We start from the raw sequence: 15,309 nt of genomic DNA, 5'->3' as shown, positions 1-15,309 counted from the left end.
TGCCGGAGCATGCGGCCGCGGCCGCCTGAGTGTGCCTCGCCCCTACAACTCCTTGATGCGGATGTCGCGGTACGAGATCACGTCCGTGGTGCTGTGGACCTGGAGCCCGATGTAGCCGGAGGCGTACCGCCGGCCGTCGGTGCCCGGGTCGTCGCCACGCGGCGGCTCGAAGAGCTGACCGCCGTTGTTGTCGAACTCGTTCAGCAGGACACCGTTGCGGTAGACCGAGTAGTGCTGGTCCACCACCCGGATCTCGTAGTCGTTCCAGGTGCCCTTGGGAGTGACCCCGGCGCCGCCGAGGCCGACCCGGTCGAACCCGTAGAGGGAACCGGTCTTGTACATGTCGCCGTCGGGCCGGTCGTTGACCTGGATCTCATGGCCGTACTTGATGGCGACCCACTCCGGACGGGACTCCTCCGGATGGTCGTGGACGTTCGGGAAGCGGACGAACACTCCGCCGTTGGCGTTGCCGGCGCCCGGGGCGTCGTCCCGCCACTGGAGCTTCAGCGAGAAGTCCCCGTACTGCCGGGCCGGGAACCACAGCATCCCCATGCCGTCCACGGTGGTGGAGCTGGTGATCGAGCCGTCCTCGGTGTTGAGCCCGAACTTCCCGCCGCCGACCTGCTGCCACTTGGCGAGGGAGTCGGCGGTGCCGTCGAACAGCTTGCGGTAGCCCTCGTCCTGGCCCGGCTTGCCGATACCGGACTGCTTGGCAGCCTTGTAGATCTTCTTGTGCTCACGGGCGTCGACGACCCCGTCGGTGAGGAGCTTGTCCAGGACCTTGTCGACGTGCTTGAGGAACAGCGCGTGCGAGGACCAGTCCTTCTCGTCCTCGATGAGCTCGTTGATCGTGCAGCGGTTGCCGGTGAGCCGGTTGGGAACACCCGTGTCGACCGTGCCGACGATGACGGTGAGCCGTTCGTCGAACTCCGGGCAGTTGGGTGCCGGCACGCCACCGCTCTGCGCGACGGTGAACGAGGCCTGCTTCGCCTCGGAGGTGTTGCCCACCTTGTCCGTCGCCCGGTGGGCGAACGTGTGGTAGCCGACGCGGTCGACGATGACGGGGGAGGAGTAGGCCAGGTACGGGCCGCCGTCGAGGGAGTACTCGACCTTGTCCACGCCCGAGTCCGCGTCTGTCGCGGTGACCGTGGCCTTGGCGCTGGTGATGAACGCGCCGTCCGAGTTCTTGTCGCCCGACACCACTACGGAGGTCTCCGGCGGTGTCTTGTCCTGCGACGGCGGCTCGATCACGGTGAAGTCGACGGACTTCTCCGCCGCGACGTTGCCGGACTTGTCGGTGGCGCGGTAGCGGACGGTGTGCGCCCCGACCTCGTGCACCATCACGGGTGCGGTGTACGGCTGCCAGGCGCCGTCCGCCCCGACCGCGTACTCGATGGTGTTGACGCCGGACCCGGTGTCGGACGCGGTCACGGTGACCGTGGCCATGCCGAGGTAGGCGCCCGCGTCGTCCTTCTCGCCCGAGACGGTCGCCGAGGTCTCCGGCGGGGTCTCGTCGTCGGTCGGAGGCGCGGCGACCGCGAAGTCGACGGACTTCTCGGCTGCAGCGTTGCCGGCCTTGTCGGTGGCGCGGTAGCGGATCGTGTGCGTGCCCACCTCGTTCACCACGACGGGCGTGGTGTACGGCTGCCAGGCTCCGTCGGCCCCGACCGCGTACTCGACGGTGTCGACGCCTGAATCCGCGTCGGTGGCGGCGACGGTGACCGTCGCCTGGCCGATGTACGCGCCGTCGGCGTTCTTGTCACCGTCCACGGTCGCCGAGGTCTCGGGAGCGGTGGTGTCGTCGCCACCGCCGCCGTCCTCGGTCACCGTGAGGATGCCCTGCATCGACCCGTGGCCGGGGATCGTGCAGTGGTAGAAGTACCGGCCGGGCGTGAGGGTGACCTCGACGCTGTGCTTGCCGCCCTCGCTGTCACTGGGGTTGGCCAGGATGTTGACCGCGACGTCGTTGTTGAACTCCGGGTCGGACACGCTGAACGTCAGCGTGTGCGGCATGCCCGTCGTGTTGCCCGTGGCCGCGCTGTTCTCGAACACGATGGTCGCGGCGCCGGCCACCGCGGTCTTGGGTGCCGTCAGATAGTGGTCGATGGGGTCGCCGGCGGTCCAGTTGAGGACCTGGTCGGCGGCAGCCGCCGCCCGGTCGTCGTCGCGGCCGTACGCGGCGGTCGAAGCCAGCCCCAGGACCATCAGGAACGAGCCGAGAAGGGCGAGCCACCAGCGTGCGGGCCCGTACCGCCGTCGAGCGAGGAGCGAGGGGTGTCTCACTGCGCTGCCGCCTTCCTGGCCAGGTCTGCGGCGGCCGGGGTCGGACCGCCGCCCTTGTACGTCACGCGCCACAGCGCGGACTTGGAGTCGGAGGTGAAGAAGCCGCGTCCGTAGTCCAGGACGTAGAGCGAGCCGTCCGGGGCGAACTTCCAGTCCATGAGGTTGCGGATGCCGTCAGCACCGACCGGAATGATCTTCTTCAGGGACTCGGCGTGCGTGGGCAGGCCGCCCTTGCCGACCGTCTTCGGGTCGGTCAGCACGGCGTGACGCGGCTGGGTGTCGTCGTAGAAGTCACCGACGAACCACTTCCCGTCCCAGTACGAGGGCCACTTGGCCTCGCTCGTGCTCGCCGCGTCGTAGCGGTAGACCGGGCCGTTCATCGTGGCCTGACCGCCGCCCTTGAGCCACGGCAGCAGCTGCTTCTGGTCCTCCACCTTGTAGCTCGGGATGCCGTTCGCGTCACGCGGGTAGTCCACGCCGCCGCCCTGGGGCGAGTACCAGATGGTGTTGCCGGTCACCGGCGGCAGCTTCACCAGGCCGTCGTTGTTCGGCGACTCGTTCTTCGGGGCGTTGCAGTCGTACCAGCCGAGCGGCTTGGACGGGTCGGGCAGGTTGCGGTCCCGGTAGGGCTGCTTGTTGCCCATGCAGTACGGCCAGCCGTGGTTACCGGCCTTGGTGATCGCCGCGAAGGTGTCGTACTTCGCGGGACCCCAGGTCGTGCTCGGAGCACCTGCGTCGGGGCCGACCCAGCCCGCGTACAGGGTGTCGGTCGACTTGTCGATGGAGATGCGCGCCGGGTTGCGGACACCCATCACATAGATCTCGCCGCGGGTCTTGCCACCGCCCTCGTCCGGCTCCTTGCCGGTGAAGAGGTTGCCCTCGGGCAGGGTGTAGGTGCCGTCGTCCTCGGGGTGGATCCGCAGGATCTTGCCGTTGAGGTTGTTGGTGTTGCCCGCGGTGCGGCGGGCATCGGCGAACGACACGCCCTTGTAGTTCGGCTCCGGGTTGTTGCCCGAGTAACCGTCGCTGAAGCCGGAGGAGTTGTTGTCACCCGTGGCGATGTAGAGGTTGCCCTTCGAGTCCCAGGCCAGGCCGCCGCCCGCGTGGCAGCAGCTGTGGATCTGGACCGGCCAGTGCAGCAACACCTTCTCGGACGCCAGGTCCAGCTTGTTCGTGGCGTGGTCGAAGGTGAAGCGCGAGACCTGTCGCACCGCCATCTGCTTGTCGCGGTCGATCTTCGCGTGCGGGGTGTAGTGCAGATACACCCAGCCGTTGGTGGCGAAGTCCGGGTCCAGCTCGATCCCGAGCAGGCCCTCCTCGACCTTGACCAGCTCGTCGCCGCCGCCCTTGTTGCCGAAGACGCTCAGCTTGCCGGCGAGGGTGACCTTCTTGGTCGCGGGGTCGTACACATGGATCTCGCCCTCGCCCTTGCCGACGTTCGGGTCGTTCCAGTCGGTGACCACGGGCACGCTGCTGTCCGCGCCGCCGCGCCCGATGTAGAAGACCCGCCCGTCCTTGGCGGTGACCAGGCCGTGGGGCTCACCGATCTGGTCGTTCTTGCCGGGCTGGTTGGGCTGGGTGAGCCGCTCGGCCGTGTAGTTGGAGTCGATGGTGGCCTTGCAGTCGGCCTGCGAGATGCGGCTCGTCCAGGCCAGAGCGCCGCGCAGATGATCGCGGAAGTCGGTCTCGGCGAAGCTGGCGGCCGTACCGCCCATGGCGGTGTAGAAGGAGCGGCCGCCGTCGTAGTCACGGCACCAGGAGACCGGGTGGTCCCAGCCGTTGGCGCTCTTCCCCGGTGTGTAGGTCAGCTCGCGGACGCGGGCCACGGTGTGGACGTCGCCGGACGGGTTGTCCTTCCAGTTCAGCCACTTGTCCGGGCGCTTCCACTCCAGCGGGAGGTTCTTCGTCGCCGGGTGCTGCCGGTCGCCGATCTCCACGGTGGCGCGCTGGACGGCCGTCGGGCTGTCCGACGCGGGACGGGCTCCGACCAGACCCGTGAACCAGTCGGAATACGGTTCGGTGCGCGCCGCGTCATGGATGCCGAGGAAGCCGCCACCGGCCTCCATGTACGCCTCCAGGCCCGCCTCCTGCTCCGGGTCGAGCACGTCGCCGCCGCCGGTCAGGAAGACGACAGCGTTGTACTTGCCGAGCTTCTTGCCGTTGGTGAAGACCCCGGCGTCGTCCGTGGCGACGGTCTTGAAGCGCCCGGCCTCGGGGCCGCTGAGTCCGATCTTCTCGATGGCCGCGATGCCCGCGTCCACGGTCGGCGTTTCCTCGCCCGCCGAGGCGTGGAACACCAGCACCTTGACGTCGGTCCCGCCTGGCGGCGAAGGAAGGGACAACGTTGTCGCCATCCGCTCCTTCAGTCCTGGATCCGGATACGGGCTGGCGGTGGCCGCCTGGCCGCCGAGCAGGGACGCGGTCAGGGCTCCTGCCGCCACGGCCGCCGCGATACCGCGGCGCGATCTGGACCTGTGATGTGGTGTGCGCTGCATGTGGTCACCCACCCCTCTTGGTCACTTCTCCGGTCACTTCTTCGTCACCGCGCCTCTGTGGTCACTGCGACAGCGCACGAAGCTAGACCTCTTTTCGTGACTCGCCAATAGGTATGGCAGCAATCGAACGAACTTTGTCCTGAGTGTGGATAAACCAACGGCCCCCGGCTACCGTGTGGGCCGTCCAGGGGAACAGTGCGTCAGTTGCCGTATCGCAGTGGGGAGTTCGACATGGACCGAAGGACCTTCAACCGCCGGATGCTGGTGGGCGGCGGAGTGGCGGCGGCAACGGGCGTGACATCGATGTCACTCGGTGCGGTGCAGGCCACTTCCGCGGAGAACCCGGCGAAGACGGCCCCCGCGGGCGGTGCTGTCCGCCATCTCAAGCTGTACGCCGAGAAGCTGGCGGACGGTCAGCTCGGGTACGGCTTCGAGAAGGGCAAGGCGTCGATCCCCGGGCCGCTCATCGAGATCACCGAGGGCGACACGCTGCACATCGAGTTCGAGAACACCACCGACGTCGACGCCAGCCTCCACGTCCACGGCGTCGACTACGACATCGCGAGCGACGGCACCCGGATGAACCGCAGCCATGTCGAGCCCGGCGGCACCCGTACGTACACCTGGCGCACCCACGCCCCCGGCCGCCGCAAGGACGGCACCTGGCAGGCGGGCAGCGCCGGCTACTGGCACTACCACGACCACGTCGTCGGCACGGACCACGGCACGGGCGGCATCCGCAAGGGTCTGTACGGGCCACTCGTCGTGCGCCGCAAGGGAGACGTCCTGCCGGACAGGACGATCACGATCGTCTTCAACGACATGACGATCAACAACAAGGCGGCCCACGAGAGCCCGAACTTCGAGGCGACCGTGGGCGACCGGGTCGAGGTCGTGATGATCACGCACGGTGAGTACTACCACACGTTCCACATCCACGGGCACCGCTGGGCGGACAACAGGACGGGGCTGCTGACCGGCCCCGACGACCCCAGCCGCGTGGTCGACACGAAGATCTGCGGCCCCGCCGACTCCTTCGGTTTCCAGATCATCGCGGGCGAACACGTGGGGGCCGGCGCCTGGATGTACCACTGCCACGTCCAGAGCCACTCCGACATGGGGATGGCCGGACTGCTGCTCGTCGCCAAGGCGGACGGCACGGTCCCGGGGTACGACCCGCCGCACCACGCGGCAGGCGCGGCGGAGGCGCACGAGCACTGAGGTCAGGGAGCGGCGCCGGTGTCCGTCAGGAGGTCGGCGCCCTGCGCTCCGCCGGTGTCAGCAACAGCACCTCCAGGGCGCGCGCACAGGACCGGGCCTGCTCCAGGAACCAGTCGGTGCGTTCGGCCGTGATCACGGCCGGAGTGGCGCGGACGGCGAGCGCGAACCGCGCATGGCCGGCGCCGTCCAGCACGGGCACGGCCAGGGTGCGCACCCCGAGCGCCGACTCCCCATCGTTGAGCGCGTACGCATCGGCTCGTACACGCTGCAACTCGGCCTGCAACAGCGCCGGTTCCACGATCGTGCGCTCGGTGAACGCGTGCAGCGGGAGTGCGGCCGGACCGCTCTCGCCCGGCCGGGCCCAGGCCAGCAGCACCTTGCCCAGAGCCGTCGAGTGCAGTGGCCGGCGCAGACCCATCCGCGGTGTCACCGAACCGCCCGCGACGATCACGGCATGCGGGCCGCTGCGCAGGGCGAGGTCGGCCGTCGCGCCGGTGCGCTCGGCCAGGTCGGTCAACTCCGGTGCGGCCAGATGGAGCCCGCGCTGGTGGTACGAGAGCCGGCCGAGCTCCGTCACCGCGGGACCCAGCCGGTAGCGCGCGGTCCGTGCGTCCTGTTCCAGGAAGCCCGCGCCCAGGAGGGTGCGGGCCAGCCGGTGTGCCGTGGAGGCCGAGAGTTCGAGCCGCCGGGCGAGGTCGGCGGCGCTCAGGTCGGGGCCGTTGTCGTGGAAACAGTGCAGGACGTCCAGCGCGCGCTGGACCGCCTGCGCCCCGCCCGGAGTGCGCGCCGCCGCTGCCTCGCTCATGCCGGTCTCGCTCTCCGCTCGTGAGGTGGAAGGGACCATGATCTCCACATTACGGGAGTGGAGAGGCCCTCGAACCAGGCTGCGCAACACTCTGTTCACAGTCGATCCCACATTATGGGAGGCCAGTTGTGGGCGGGCGTGAGCCCGTGGCAGTCTGCAGTCCTCACCACCGGTGTACGGAAAGGAGCAGCGCCATGGCCCGCCTCAGCGCCACGTCCCCCGGCGGCTCCGCTCCGGTCACCCTCGCCCTCACGCTGCGCCGTCACATCGACCTGGCGCGCGTCTCCAGCGCAGCCTGTCGCTGAAGCTCCGTACCGCTCGCCTGCCGTTGAAGCTCCGTACCGCTCAGGCTCGCGCCCCCCGCTGACGCGCCCGGCCCCTGTCCCCGTGTCGCCCTCCGCCGCACGCGGACCGTGCCCCCGCGCCTCGCTCCGGGCGCGGCCTGCCCCTCTGCTTCGCCCACCCCTCCGGGAAGAGACCATGACGCATTCCGCCGTGCTGCCCAGCACCCTCTGGTTCACCCGCTGTCCCGTACCCACCGCGACGGGCATCGCCGCCGACCGGCACTGGCTCAGCGAGGAGTTCGCCCCCGACGGCATCACCGTGCGTTCCCTCCAGGACGCCGCCCCCGACGCGGACCGCGCCACCCACTACACCCACGCCCTGCCGGGCCTGTTCCGCGAAGGCGGCAACGTCCCCGCCCTCTGGGCCCGTTCGCGAGGAGAGGCGACCCGGCTGATCGGCCTCACCTGGATCGAGGAACGCCAGGTCGTGCTGGTCGCTCCCGGATCCGGGATCAGGGGCGCCCACGCCCTGCGCGGCCTGCGGCTCGCCGTGCCCTCGCACACCATCGCCATCGACTTCTGGCGGGCCATGGCGCTGCGCGGATTCGAGGGCGCGCTCGGCTCGGCCGGCCTCGCACTGGGGGACGCCGTACTCGTCGACGTACCCGCCGACGCGCACGAAGGGCAGTGGGCCGCCGAGCTCGACGCACTGCGACGCGGTGACGTCGACGCCGTGTACGTCAAGGGGGCGGTCGCCGTCGAGGCGGCCCGCCGGGCAGGAGCCGAGGTCGCCGTCGAACTCGACGAACTGCCCGACCGCCGGTTCCGCGTCAACAACGGAACGCCCCGCCCCATCACCGTCCACCAGCAGTTGCTGGACGACCACCCCGAGCTCGTCGACCGGTTCCTCGCCGTCCTGCTCCGGGCGGCCGACTGGGCCACCGGGCATCCCGCCGACGTCGACCGCATCCTGGGCGCCGAGACCGGGGCGGGCGCCGACGGGGTCGCCGGCGCCTATCGCCCCGGCACCCACCTGACCCTGCACCCCGACCTGTCGGCCGAGCGCCTCGCCCTGCTGGCCGAGCAGGAGGCCGCGCTGCGCGCCCACGGCTTCCTCCCCCAGCGTGTCGACGTCGCCGCCTGGGCCGACCCCGAGCCACTGAGCAGGGCCGCCGCCCGCGTGGGCCTCCAACCCGTCCCCTCTCCCTCCCGCGAACCCGAAGGACCGCTGTCAGCATGAACCAGCACCGATCAGTCCGTACGACGATCGCCCCCGCCCTCCTCACGGTCACCGCGATCCTCGCCCTCAGCGCCTGCGGTACCTCCGAGGCCGACAGCGGATCCGGCGCCACGAGCACCGTCACCGTACGCATTCCCGACCCCGGCAACTCCGGAGTCCTGGCCGTCGGCAAGAAGGACGGCAGCCTCGACAAGGCCCTCGGCAAGGTGGGTGCCGAGGTGGAGTGGACCGGAAGCGCCGGGCCCTTCGCCCCCGCCGCCCAGGCGATGAACGCGGACCAGCTCGACTTCGCCACCGGTTCCATCACCTCGGGCATCACCTCGCTCGCCCAGCGGCCCGGATTCAAATTCTTCACCGCCGTCGACCCCGACGCTGCGGGCGAGGGCATCCTCGTCCGCGACGGTTCGGGCATCGACTCCGTCGCCGACCTGGTGGGGAAGAAGGTCGCCGTCAACCAGGGCGGCACCGGTGAGTACCTGCTGCTCAAGGCGCTGGCCAAGGCCGGGATCCCGGCGGACAAGGTCCAGCGGGTCTATCTGCGCCCCGACCAGACCGCCGCCGTCTTCAACGCGGGCAAGGTCGACGCCTGGGCCGTCTGGGCCACCTACGCCGTGGCCGAGATCGGCAGCGGCAAGGCACACTTCGTCGCCGACGGCGCGGCCATCGGCTCCGACAACTACAGCCTGAACGCCGTACGGACCGGCTTCGCCGAGAAGCACCCCGAGGTCGTCAAGGCGCTCTACACATACCTCCACACGTCCAGCGTCGAAGAGAAGAAGGACCCCGCCGCCTACCTGAACGTCTTCACCGATGTCGGGCCCACCGCCGTCACAGGCAAGGCCGAGGAGGTGCAGACCGGGTTCATCGCCCAGGGCGGCACGGTCGACCCGATCGGCCCCGAGGACATCACCCGCTTCGAGGCCGTCGCCGCCTTCTACGCGGAACAGAAGGTCACCAAGAGCAAGGTGGATGTCGCGGCCCACCTCCTCGACATCGAGAGCCTGACATGAGCGCCGTCTCCGGGGCAGCAGCCGCCGAGGGCCTGGTCACCCCGCGCCCCGCGCTCCGTACGACACGCAGCCGGCCCTTCGCGGTGACCGTGCGCGCACTGGGCCCGGTCGCTCTGCTCGCCCTGTGGTGGGCGGCCTCGGCGACGGGGGTTCTCACCCCCGACGTGCTGGCCTCACCCGCCGAAGTGCTGCGAGCAGTGGGCGAGCTGTGGGGGAACGGGCAGCTGCCCGACGCGCTCACCACCTCTCTGACCCGCTCCGGCATCGGTCTCCTGATCGGCCTCGCCGTCGGGCTCACGCTCGGCGTCATCACCGGATTCACCAGGATCGGGGACGAGCTCCTCGACTCCTCGCTCCAGACCCTGCGCACCATCCCCTTCCTCGCCCTGGTGCCGCTCTTCATGGTCTGGTTCGGGATCAACGAGACGGCCAAGATCCTGCTCATCGCCGTCGCCACCACATTCCCCATGTACGTGTCCACTTCGAGCGGCGTACGCAACACCGATCCCAAGCTCGTCGAGGCCATGCGCAGCTTCGGAATGAGCCGGCTCGCCGTCGTCCGGGAGGTCGTCCTCCCCGGAGCCCTGCCGTCCCTGCTGGCCGGACTGCGGCTGTCCATGACGCTCAGTGTGATCGCACTCATCGCCGCCGAGGAGATCAACTCCACCGAGGGCATCGGATACCTGATGTCCCAGGCGCAGAGCTACGCCCGTACCGACATCCTCGCCGTCTGCATCCTGATCTACGGCCTCCTCGGCCTGGCCGCCGACATCGTCGTACGGCTGCTGGAGCGCGTCCTGATGCCGTGGCGGATCCCGCAAGGAGGGACACGATGACCGCCGCGGCGGAACGACCCGCCGTACGGGTACGGGGCCTGCGCCGGGTCTTCGGCACCAGGGCCGTGCTCGACGACCTGCGACTCGACATCGCACGGGGCGAGTTCGTGGCCCTGCTCGGCGCCAGCGGAAGCGGCAAGACCACCTTGCTCCGCATCCTGGGCGCGCTGGACGGTGCCGACGGGGGAGAGGTATTGGTCCCCGAGGCCCGCACCATCGTCTTCCAGGAACCCCGCCTCGTACCGTCCAAGAAGGTCCTGGCCAATGTGACGGTCGCCCTTCCGCGCAGCCGCACCCCGCACGGGCTCAGAGCCCTGGCGGAGGTCGGCCTGGAACGGCACGCCGAGGCATGGCCCGGCACGCTCTCCGGCGGCGAGGCCCAGCGCGTGGCACTCGCCCGGGCGCTGGTACGGGAGCCCGAACTACTGCTGCTGGACGAGCCGTTCGCCGCGCTTGACGCCCTGACCCGGCTGAAGATGCAGGACCTGGTGGGGGAGCTGTGCCGCAAGCACCGCCCCGCCGTCCTGCTGGTCACCCATGACGTCGACGAGGCGGTACGGCTCGCGGACCGCGTCGCCGTCCTGCGCGACGGGAAGCTCGTCACCGACGAGTCCGTCGACGTCGGCCGGCCGCGCGACCCCGGCGACCCCGCGTTCGCCGCACTGCGTCGCCGGCTGCTCACCGACCTGGGGGTCGACGCGGGCCCCGCTCCGCGACCCGAACCCTCCTCCCCGCCCTCGAAATCCCTCACGCCTTCCGAAGCCGGAGTGATCTGAATGACCGTCACCATCGGGGTGCACAGCAGCAACCCCTCCCTCTACCACCTGTACCACCTCTCCCGTCTCGGCTTCGCGCAGGAGGAGCTGGCCGCGCTCGACGAGACGGTGGCCTTCTTCCCGTACACCAACGGGGTCCGCACCGGCGAGCTGCTCACCCGGGGCGTCATCGACTTCGGCGGCACCGGCTCGACCCCGCCGGTCACCGCGCAGGCCGCGGGGCACGACCTCGTCTACACCGCCGTCTCCGCCCCGCGTCCCGAGCACGGCGCGATCCTCGTCCCCGATGACAGCCCCGTCCGCACGGTCGCCGGTCTCGCGGGAGCGACCGTCCACCTCGCGATCGGGTCCTGGCAGACCCACCTCATCGCCAAGGCACTGGACGACGCCGGGCTCTCGTACGCCGACGACATCACCGCGGTCCGCAGCAGCGGTGACAGCGAGCGGCTGCTGCGCGCCGGAGAGATCGGCGCCTGGATCGCCCAGGGGCCCGAGCTGGCGGCCGCCCGTAGGACCGGCGGACTGCGCACGCTCGTCGCCACGGGCGACGTGATCTCGGACCGCTCCGTCTTCTTCACCCGGCGCGACTTCGCCGAGAGCCGCCCCGAGGTCGTCGAGGCGCTCACCCGGGCCCTCCGGCGGGCCGACGACTGGGCGGCGGCCAACCCCCGCGCCGCCGCCGAGATCGCCGCGGCGGACCTGGGCGGAAGCGCCGACGACTGGGAGAGTGCGCTGCGCGCCCTGCCGTGGACGATCGAGGCCGTGAGCGACGAGTTCATCGCGGAACAGCAGGAGGCCGCGGACATCTTCCACCGCACCGGCTTCATCGACCGGCCGGTCGAGGTCGCCACAGCCCGGGCGCGCGTCACCGGTTCTGCCGGCCCGAAGGCGGTCTGAGCACCGTGGCGGCAGAAGTCCTCTGGTACATCATCCCGCGCGAAGGTGCCTACCCCTGGGAGCCCGAGGGCCGGCGGACCGCCGACCTCGGCTATCTCAGCCGGCTCGCCGGCACCGTCGAACAGCTCGGATACAGCGGTGCCCTGCTCGCCACCGACCTGTACGACGTCTGGCCGCTGGGCAGCGCCCTCGCGGCATCCACCAGCACCCGGTTCAAGCCGCTGCTCGCGGTCCACCCCGGACTGGTCTCGCCGACGCTGCTGGCCAAGATGGCGCTGAGCTTCGACCAGCTCTTCGGGGGCCGGCTGCGCTTCAACGTGGTCAACGGCTCCACGAAGGCGCTGCGGGAGTACGGACTCCATGTGGAGCACGACGAACGGTACGCACTCAGTGCCGAGTACTGGTCGATCGTGAAGCGGCTGACGGCCGGAGAGGTCTTCGATCACAAGGGCCGCTTCTACGACCTGAGGAACGCGGGTGCCTCCTTCCGTGATCTGAAGCCGGTGCAGTCCCCGCACATCCCGCTTTGGTTCGGCGGTTCGTCGGACCCGGGGATCGAGATGGCGGCCGAGCACGTCGACGTCTTCCTCACCTGGGGCGAACCGCCGCACCTGCTGAAGGAGAAGCTGGAGAAGGTCCGGGCACGGGCCCGCGCCTACGGCCGCACCCTCCGTATCGGGCTGCGGCTCCACCTCATCGTCCGCGACACGGAGGACGAGGCGTGGGCCGCCGCCGACCGGCTGCTGGACGTCACCAGCGAGGCGACGTACGCCCGCATGCTCGGGGACCGGGCCGGCGAGGAGGGCGTGGGCTGGCAGCGTCAGTTCCGCCAGCACGGCGGACGGGTCCCGGCCCGCGCCCGTGAACTGGAGACGCACCCCAACATGTGGCCGGGCATGAGCCTGTTCCGGCCGGGCCCCGGCACGGCTGTCGTCGGCTCGACGGCCCAGGTCGTCGAGCGTCTCAAGGAGTTCGAGGATCTCGGGGTCGACACCTTCATCCTGTCCGGGAACCCGCTGCTGGAGGAGGCCTACAGGGTCGCGGAAACGGTGCTTCCGGCGCTGGGCGTCACGCGCTGACCCCCGGCCGGCCGGGGATCGCGGAGCCGGGCCCCGGCCGGACCGCCGGGGCTGCGGTTGTCAGTACCCGGTGCAAGACTCGGAAGGGTGAGCGAAGCCTGGCGTGACGGACACGCGAGGCATGGAATCCGCCCGAGGAGCACACCATGCTCGACCCGACCTTCGAGACCGGCGCACCCAACTGGGCCGATCTCGGCACGCCCGACATCGAAGCGGCCACCACTTTCTACAACGGTCTCTTCGGCTGGGATCTGGTGCCCGGCGGCCCCGAGACCGGTGGCTACGGGATGTACCAGCTGCGGGGCAAGACCGTCGCGGGCGTCATGACCGTGCCCGAGGACCAGGGGAAGCCCGCCTGGTCGGTCTACTTCCAGACCCCCGACGCCGACGCCACCGCACGGACGGTCGAGCAGGCGGGCGGCACCGCGGCCTTTCCGCCGATGGACGTGCTGGACTACGGGCGCATGGGCGGCTTCACCGACAACAACGGCGCGTACTTCGGCGTCTGGCAGCCCGGTACGAACCGGGGCCTCGGCATGATCATGGAACCCGGCTCGCTGATCTGGTCCGAGCTGTACACCCCGGACGTTCCCTCGGCGGCCGCCTTCTTCCACACGGTCTTCGGATGGCAGACCAACCAGATGAACTACCCCGGCGGCTCCTACACGGTCGTCCGCCCCGCGGGCACCGACAACGACGAGTCCTCGTTCGGAGGACTCGTGCCCCTCGACCAGGTGCCCAGCGAGACCGCGGCCGGACCGCACTGGCTGCCGTACTTCGCCGTGGACGACACCGACGCCGTGGTGTCCGCCGCGGAGCGGCTGGGCGGCCGGGTGACCATGGACGCCACGGATCTCCCGGAGGTCGGCCGGATCGCCACCTTCGCCGATCCTGCGGGCGCGGCCTTCGCAGTGATCAAGCCCGCTCCGATGCCATAGGGGTCCCCAGCCCTGACCTGGGGTGACGGTACGGCCGGGAGCGTGGAAACCCCCGGCCGTACCGGCCGTTGAACCATCGTTGATCACTTGTTTATCGCGACCGGGCACTGTGTGCGTCATGCGGATCAACACCATGACCGACGAGCTCACCTGGCAGGAGACCGCGCTGTGCGCGCAGGCCGGGCCCGAGTTCTTCTTCCCGGCGCCGGGCAGCTCCACCCGTGAGGCCAAGCAGCTGTGCAACGCCTGCGAGGGCCGGGTGGCCTGCCTGGAGTACGCACTCGCCCACGACGAGCGCTTCGGCGTCTGGGGCGGGCTCTCCGAGAAGGAGCGGGACCGGCTGCGCAGAGGCCGGACCGGGCGGGGCTGAACGGCCCGAGCGGTCCGGAACACCGTGCCCGGCCGGCCCCGGGCCCCGGTCACCCGGGCCCCGAGCGGCTTGTCCCCGGCAGACGAAACCGTCGTGCGAACCCGTCACGTGATCCGGAAGGTCTCGCCGTAGACCTGCCACACCAGCGGCTTCTTCAGTCCGAGATTGCCCTCGCGCAGGAACACCCGCTGCGCCGTGTCGATCCGGGTCGTGTCGCGCTGCACCTTACGGGCCTTGATGGCCGACCGGCTCTCGTCGAGGAAGACACCCAGATACGAGGCCTCGTCGCCGCCCTCCGAGGCCGTGTCCGCCGACGCCATCGCGGCGTCGCGGATGCCGTAGAAGCCGTCCGCCTCGACACCGGGCCCGTGCAGGACCATGGCGTCGTAGTAGATGAACTGCCCCAGGGTGCCGAGGCCGTCCATCTTCGCCAGCCGGACCGCGGGCTCGAAGTACAGCCTGTCGCGCGTCGCGTTCTGGGACTCCCGGAACGCCGGATCCTCCGCCGCCCGGTGCCAGGCGTCGGTGAAGCCGGGGTCCAGGCCCTCGTGAGAGTCGGTGCCGTCCACCTTGCGCAGGGCGGGGAGGAACGTGGCGAGAGGATTGTCCGGGTTCTTCTCGGTGTACGCCTCGACCAGCTGCAGCATGTCGTTCGTACCGGAGCAGAAGCCGACTATGCCGGCGGTGTAGCCGGTGCCGTCGCCGACGTCCTCTATCGCTCCGTACTGGCTGCGCCAGTCCAGGGTGGACGCCTCCGCGCTGGCAACCAGCCGGGACGCGGTCTCCTTCATCGCGGGGGCGGCGAGGCCGGGCGGCAGCGCGTCGATCTCCTCGGAGTGTTCGTCGGCCTGCTCGGCCGCTTCGGGCTCCGCCGTGCCGGAATTCTCGGTTCCGGCGGCCTGCGGGGTGATCGTGGGCGGCTCGGAGTCGCCACCGCTGAACAGGATCGAAACGACGATGGCGATCGGTGCACCGAAAAGAACAACACGCGTCACAGGTTTCACCCGGCACAGAGTACTTTCCGTGAAGCTGTGGGGGCAGCCTGAACGCGGAGTAGCGGCGCACGCGTGACGCG

14 protein-coding genes are annotated in these 15,309 nt (G+C 70.2%); 10 read left to right on the top strand and 4 right to left on the bottom strand.

Going from position 1 to position 15,309, the window contains the following annotated elements; translation table 11 throughout:
- Positions 1-42: 42 nt before the first annotated feature.
- Both ACFWFI_RS30275 and ACFWFI_RS30270 read right to left on the bottom strand, forming a co-directional pair.
- A complete protein-coding gene (locus tag ACFWFI_RS30275) occupies positions 43-2,283 on the bottom strand; it encodes an OmpL47-type beta-barrel domain-containing protein (protein WP_387396264.1) in 2,241 nt (746 codons plus the stop codon).
- A complete protein-coding gene (locus tag ACFWFI_RS30270) occupies positions 2,280-4,724 on the bottom strand; it encodes a ThuA domain-containing protein (RefSeq protein WP_387396262.1) in 2,445 nt (814 codons plus the stop codon). Before ACFWFI_RS30270 ends, ACFWFI_RS30275 begins: the two co-directional genes overlap by 4 nt.
- Positions 4,725-5,009: 285 nt before the next feature.
- On the opposite strand from ACFWFI_RS30270, the gene ACFWFI_RS30265 reads away from it, so the two are divergent.
- Positions 5,010-5,999 carry a multicopper oxidase domain-containing protein gene (locus ACFWFI_RS30265; protein WP_387396259.1) on the top strand — a complete coding sequence of 330 codons (990 nt, stop codon included), beginning with the start codon at positions 5,010-5,012 and terminating at the stop codon, positions 5,997-5,999.
- Between the two features lie 25 nt (positions 6,000-6,024).
- Here ACFWFI_RS30265 and ACFWFI_RS30260 read toward each other — a convergent pair whose 3' ends face one another.
- Positions 6,025-6,804 carry an IclR family transcriptional regulator gene (locus ACFWFI_RS30260; protein ID WP_387396270.1) on the bottom strand — a complete coding sequence of 260 codons (780 nt, stop codon included), beginning with the start codon at positions 6,802-6,804 and terminating at the stop codon, positions 6,025-6,027.
- A gap of 194 nt (positions 6,805-6,998) precedes the next feature.
- Here ACFWFI_RS30260 and ACFWFI_RS30255 point away from each other — a divergent pair, with 194 nt between their 5' ends.
- From ACFWFI_RS30255 to ACFWFI_RS30215, 9 genes are all read left to right on the top strand, one after another.
- Entirely contained in the window at positions 6,999-7,109 is a 111-nt protein-coding gene (locus ACFWFI_RS30255) for a putative leader peptide (protein ID WP_387396257.1), read from the top strand.
- A gap of 175 nt (positions 7,110-7,284) precedes the next feature.
- On the top strand, positions 7,285-8,328 hold the full coding sequence (locus tag ACFWFI_RS30250; RefSeq protein ID WP_387396255.1) for an ABC transporter substrate-binding protein: 1,044 nt from the start codon (positions 7,285-7,287) through the stop codon (positions 8,326-8,328).
- Positions 8,325-9,338: an NrtA/SsuA/CpmA family ABC transporter substrate-binding protein gene (locus ACFWFI_RS30245; RefSeq protein WP_387396252.1), complete on the top strand. Its 1,014-nt coding sequence runs from the start codon at positions 8,325-8,327 to the stop codon at positions 9,336-9,338. Before ACFWFI_RS30250 ends, ACFWFI_RS30245 begins: the two co-directional genes overlap by 4 nt.
- Positions 9,335-10,174, top strand: a complete 840-nt coding sequence (locus ACFWFI_RS30240; RefSeq protein WP_387396250.1) for an ABC transporter permease — start codon at positions 9,335-9,337, stop codon at positions 10,172-10,174. The genes ACFWFI_RS30245 and ACFWFI_RS30240 overlap by 4 nt, the downstream gene beginning before the upstream one ends.
- The gene (locus ACFWFI_RS30235) at positions 10,171-10,950 is read left to right on the top strand and encodes an ABC transporter ATP-binding protein (RefSeq protein WP_387396247.1); all 780 of its coding nucleotides are present in this window, start codon (positions 10,171-10,173) and stop codon (positions 10,948-10,950) included. The genes ACFWFI_RS30240 and ACFWFI_RS30235 overlap by 4 nt, the downstream gene beginning before the upstream one ends.
- The gene (locus ACFWFI_RS30230) at positions 10,951-11,847 is read left to right on the top strand and encodes an ABC transporter substrate-binding protein (protein WP_387396245.1); all 897 of its coding nucleotides are present in this window, start codon (positions 10,951-10,953) and stop codon (positions 11,845-11,847) included.
- Positions 11,848-11,852: 5 nt separating this feature from the next.
- Positions 11,853-12,926, top strand: coding sequence for an LLM class flavin-dependent oxidoreductase (locus ACFWFI_RS30225; RefSeq protein WP_387396243.1), 1,074 nt, complete (start codon positions 11,853-11,855; stop codon positions 12,924-12,926).
- A 146-nt stretch (positions 12,927-13,072) separates the two neighbouring features.
- On the top strand, positions 13,073-13,864 hold the full coding sequence (locus ACFWFI_RS30220) for a VOC family protein (RefSeq protein WP_387396240.1): 792 nt from the start codon (positions 13,073-13,075) through the stop codon (positions 13,862-13,864).
- Positions 13,865-13,982: 118 nt separating this feature from the next.
- Positions 13,983-14,234, top strand: coding sequence for a WhiB family transcriptional regulator (locus tag ACFWFI_RS30215; RefSeq protein ID WP_387396238.1), 252 nt, complete (start codon positions 13,983-13,985; stop codon positions 14,232-14,234).
- A gap of 104 nt (positions 14,235-14,338) precedes the next feature.
- On the opposite strand, the gene ACFWFI_RS30210 is transcribed toward ACFWFI_RS30215, so the two are convergent.
- Positions 14,339-15,229: a chitosanase gene (locus tag ACFWFI_RS30210; protein WP_387396267.1), complete on the bottom strand. Its 891-nt coding sequence runs from the start codon at positions 15,227-15,229 to the stop codon at positions 14,339-14,341.
- Positions 15,230-15,309 lie beyond the last annotated feature (80 nt).

Origin of the sequence: Streptomyces sp. NPDC060209, assembly GCF_042728155.1 — a bacterium.
GTDB lineage: Bacteria > Actinomycetota > Actinomycetes > Streptomycetales > Streptomycetaceae > Streptomyces.
The sequence above is the reverse complement of the archived record's forward strand: the minus strand, read 5'-3'. Positions and strand labels throughout refer to the sequence as shown.

What these genes read in the sequence shown, in the direction of transcription:
- ACFWFI_RS30235 (WP_387396247.1), top strand. Translation starts at nt 10,171, where the DNA reads ATGACCGCCGCGGCGGAACGACCCGCCGTACGGGTACGGGGCCTGCGC.
- ACFWFI_RS30255 (WP_387396257.1), top strand. Translation starts at nt 6,999, where the DNA reads ATGGCCCGCCTCAGCGCCACGTCCCCCGGCGGCTCCGCTCCGGTCACC.
- ACFWFI_RS30215 (WP_387396238.1), top strand. Translation starts at nt 13,983, where the DNA reads ATGCGGATCAACACCATGACCGACGAGCTCACCTGGCAGGAGACCGCG.
- ACFWFI_RS30245 (WP_387396252.1), top strand. Translation starts at nt 8,325, where the DNA reads ATGAACCAGCACCGATCAGTCCGTACGACGATCGCCCCCGCCCTCCTC.
- ACFWFI_RS30240 (WP_387396250.1), top strand. Translation starts at nt 9,335, where the DNA reads ATGAGCGCCGTCTCCGGGGCAGCAGCCGCCGAGGGCCTGGTCACCCCG.
- ACFWFI_RS30230 (WP_387396245.1), top strand. Translation starts at nt 10,951, where the DNA reads ATGACCGTCACCATCGGGGTGCACAGCAGCAACCCCTCCCTCTACCAC.
- ACFWFI_RS30220 (WP_387396240.1), top strand. Translation starts at nt 13,073, where the DNA reads ATGCTCGACCCGACCTTCGAGACCGGCGCACCCAACTGGGCCGATCTC.
- ACFWFI_RS30265 (WP_387396259.1), top strand. Translation starts at nt 5,010, where the DNA reads ATGGACCGAAGGACCTTCAACCGCCGGATGCTGGTGGGCGGCGGAGTG.
- ACFWFI_RS30250 (WP_387396255.1), top strand. Translation starts at nt 7,285, where the DNA reads ATGACGCATTCCGCCGTGCTGCCCAGCACCCTCTGGTTCACCCGCTGT.
- ACFWFI_RS30260 (WP_387396270.1), bottom strand. Translation starts at nt 6,804, where the DNA reads ATGAGCGAGGCAGCGGCGGCGCGCACTCCGGGCGGGGCGCAGGCGGTC.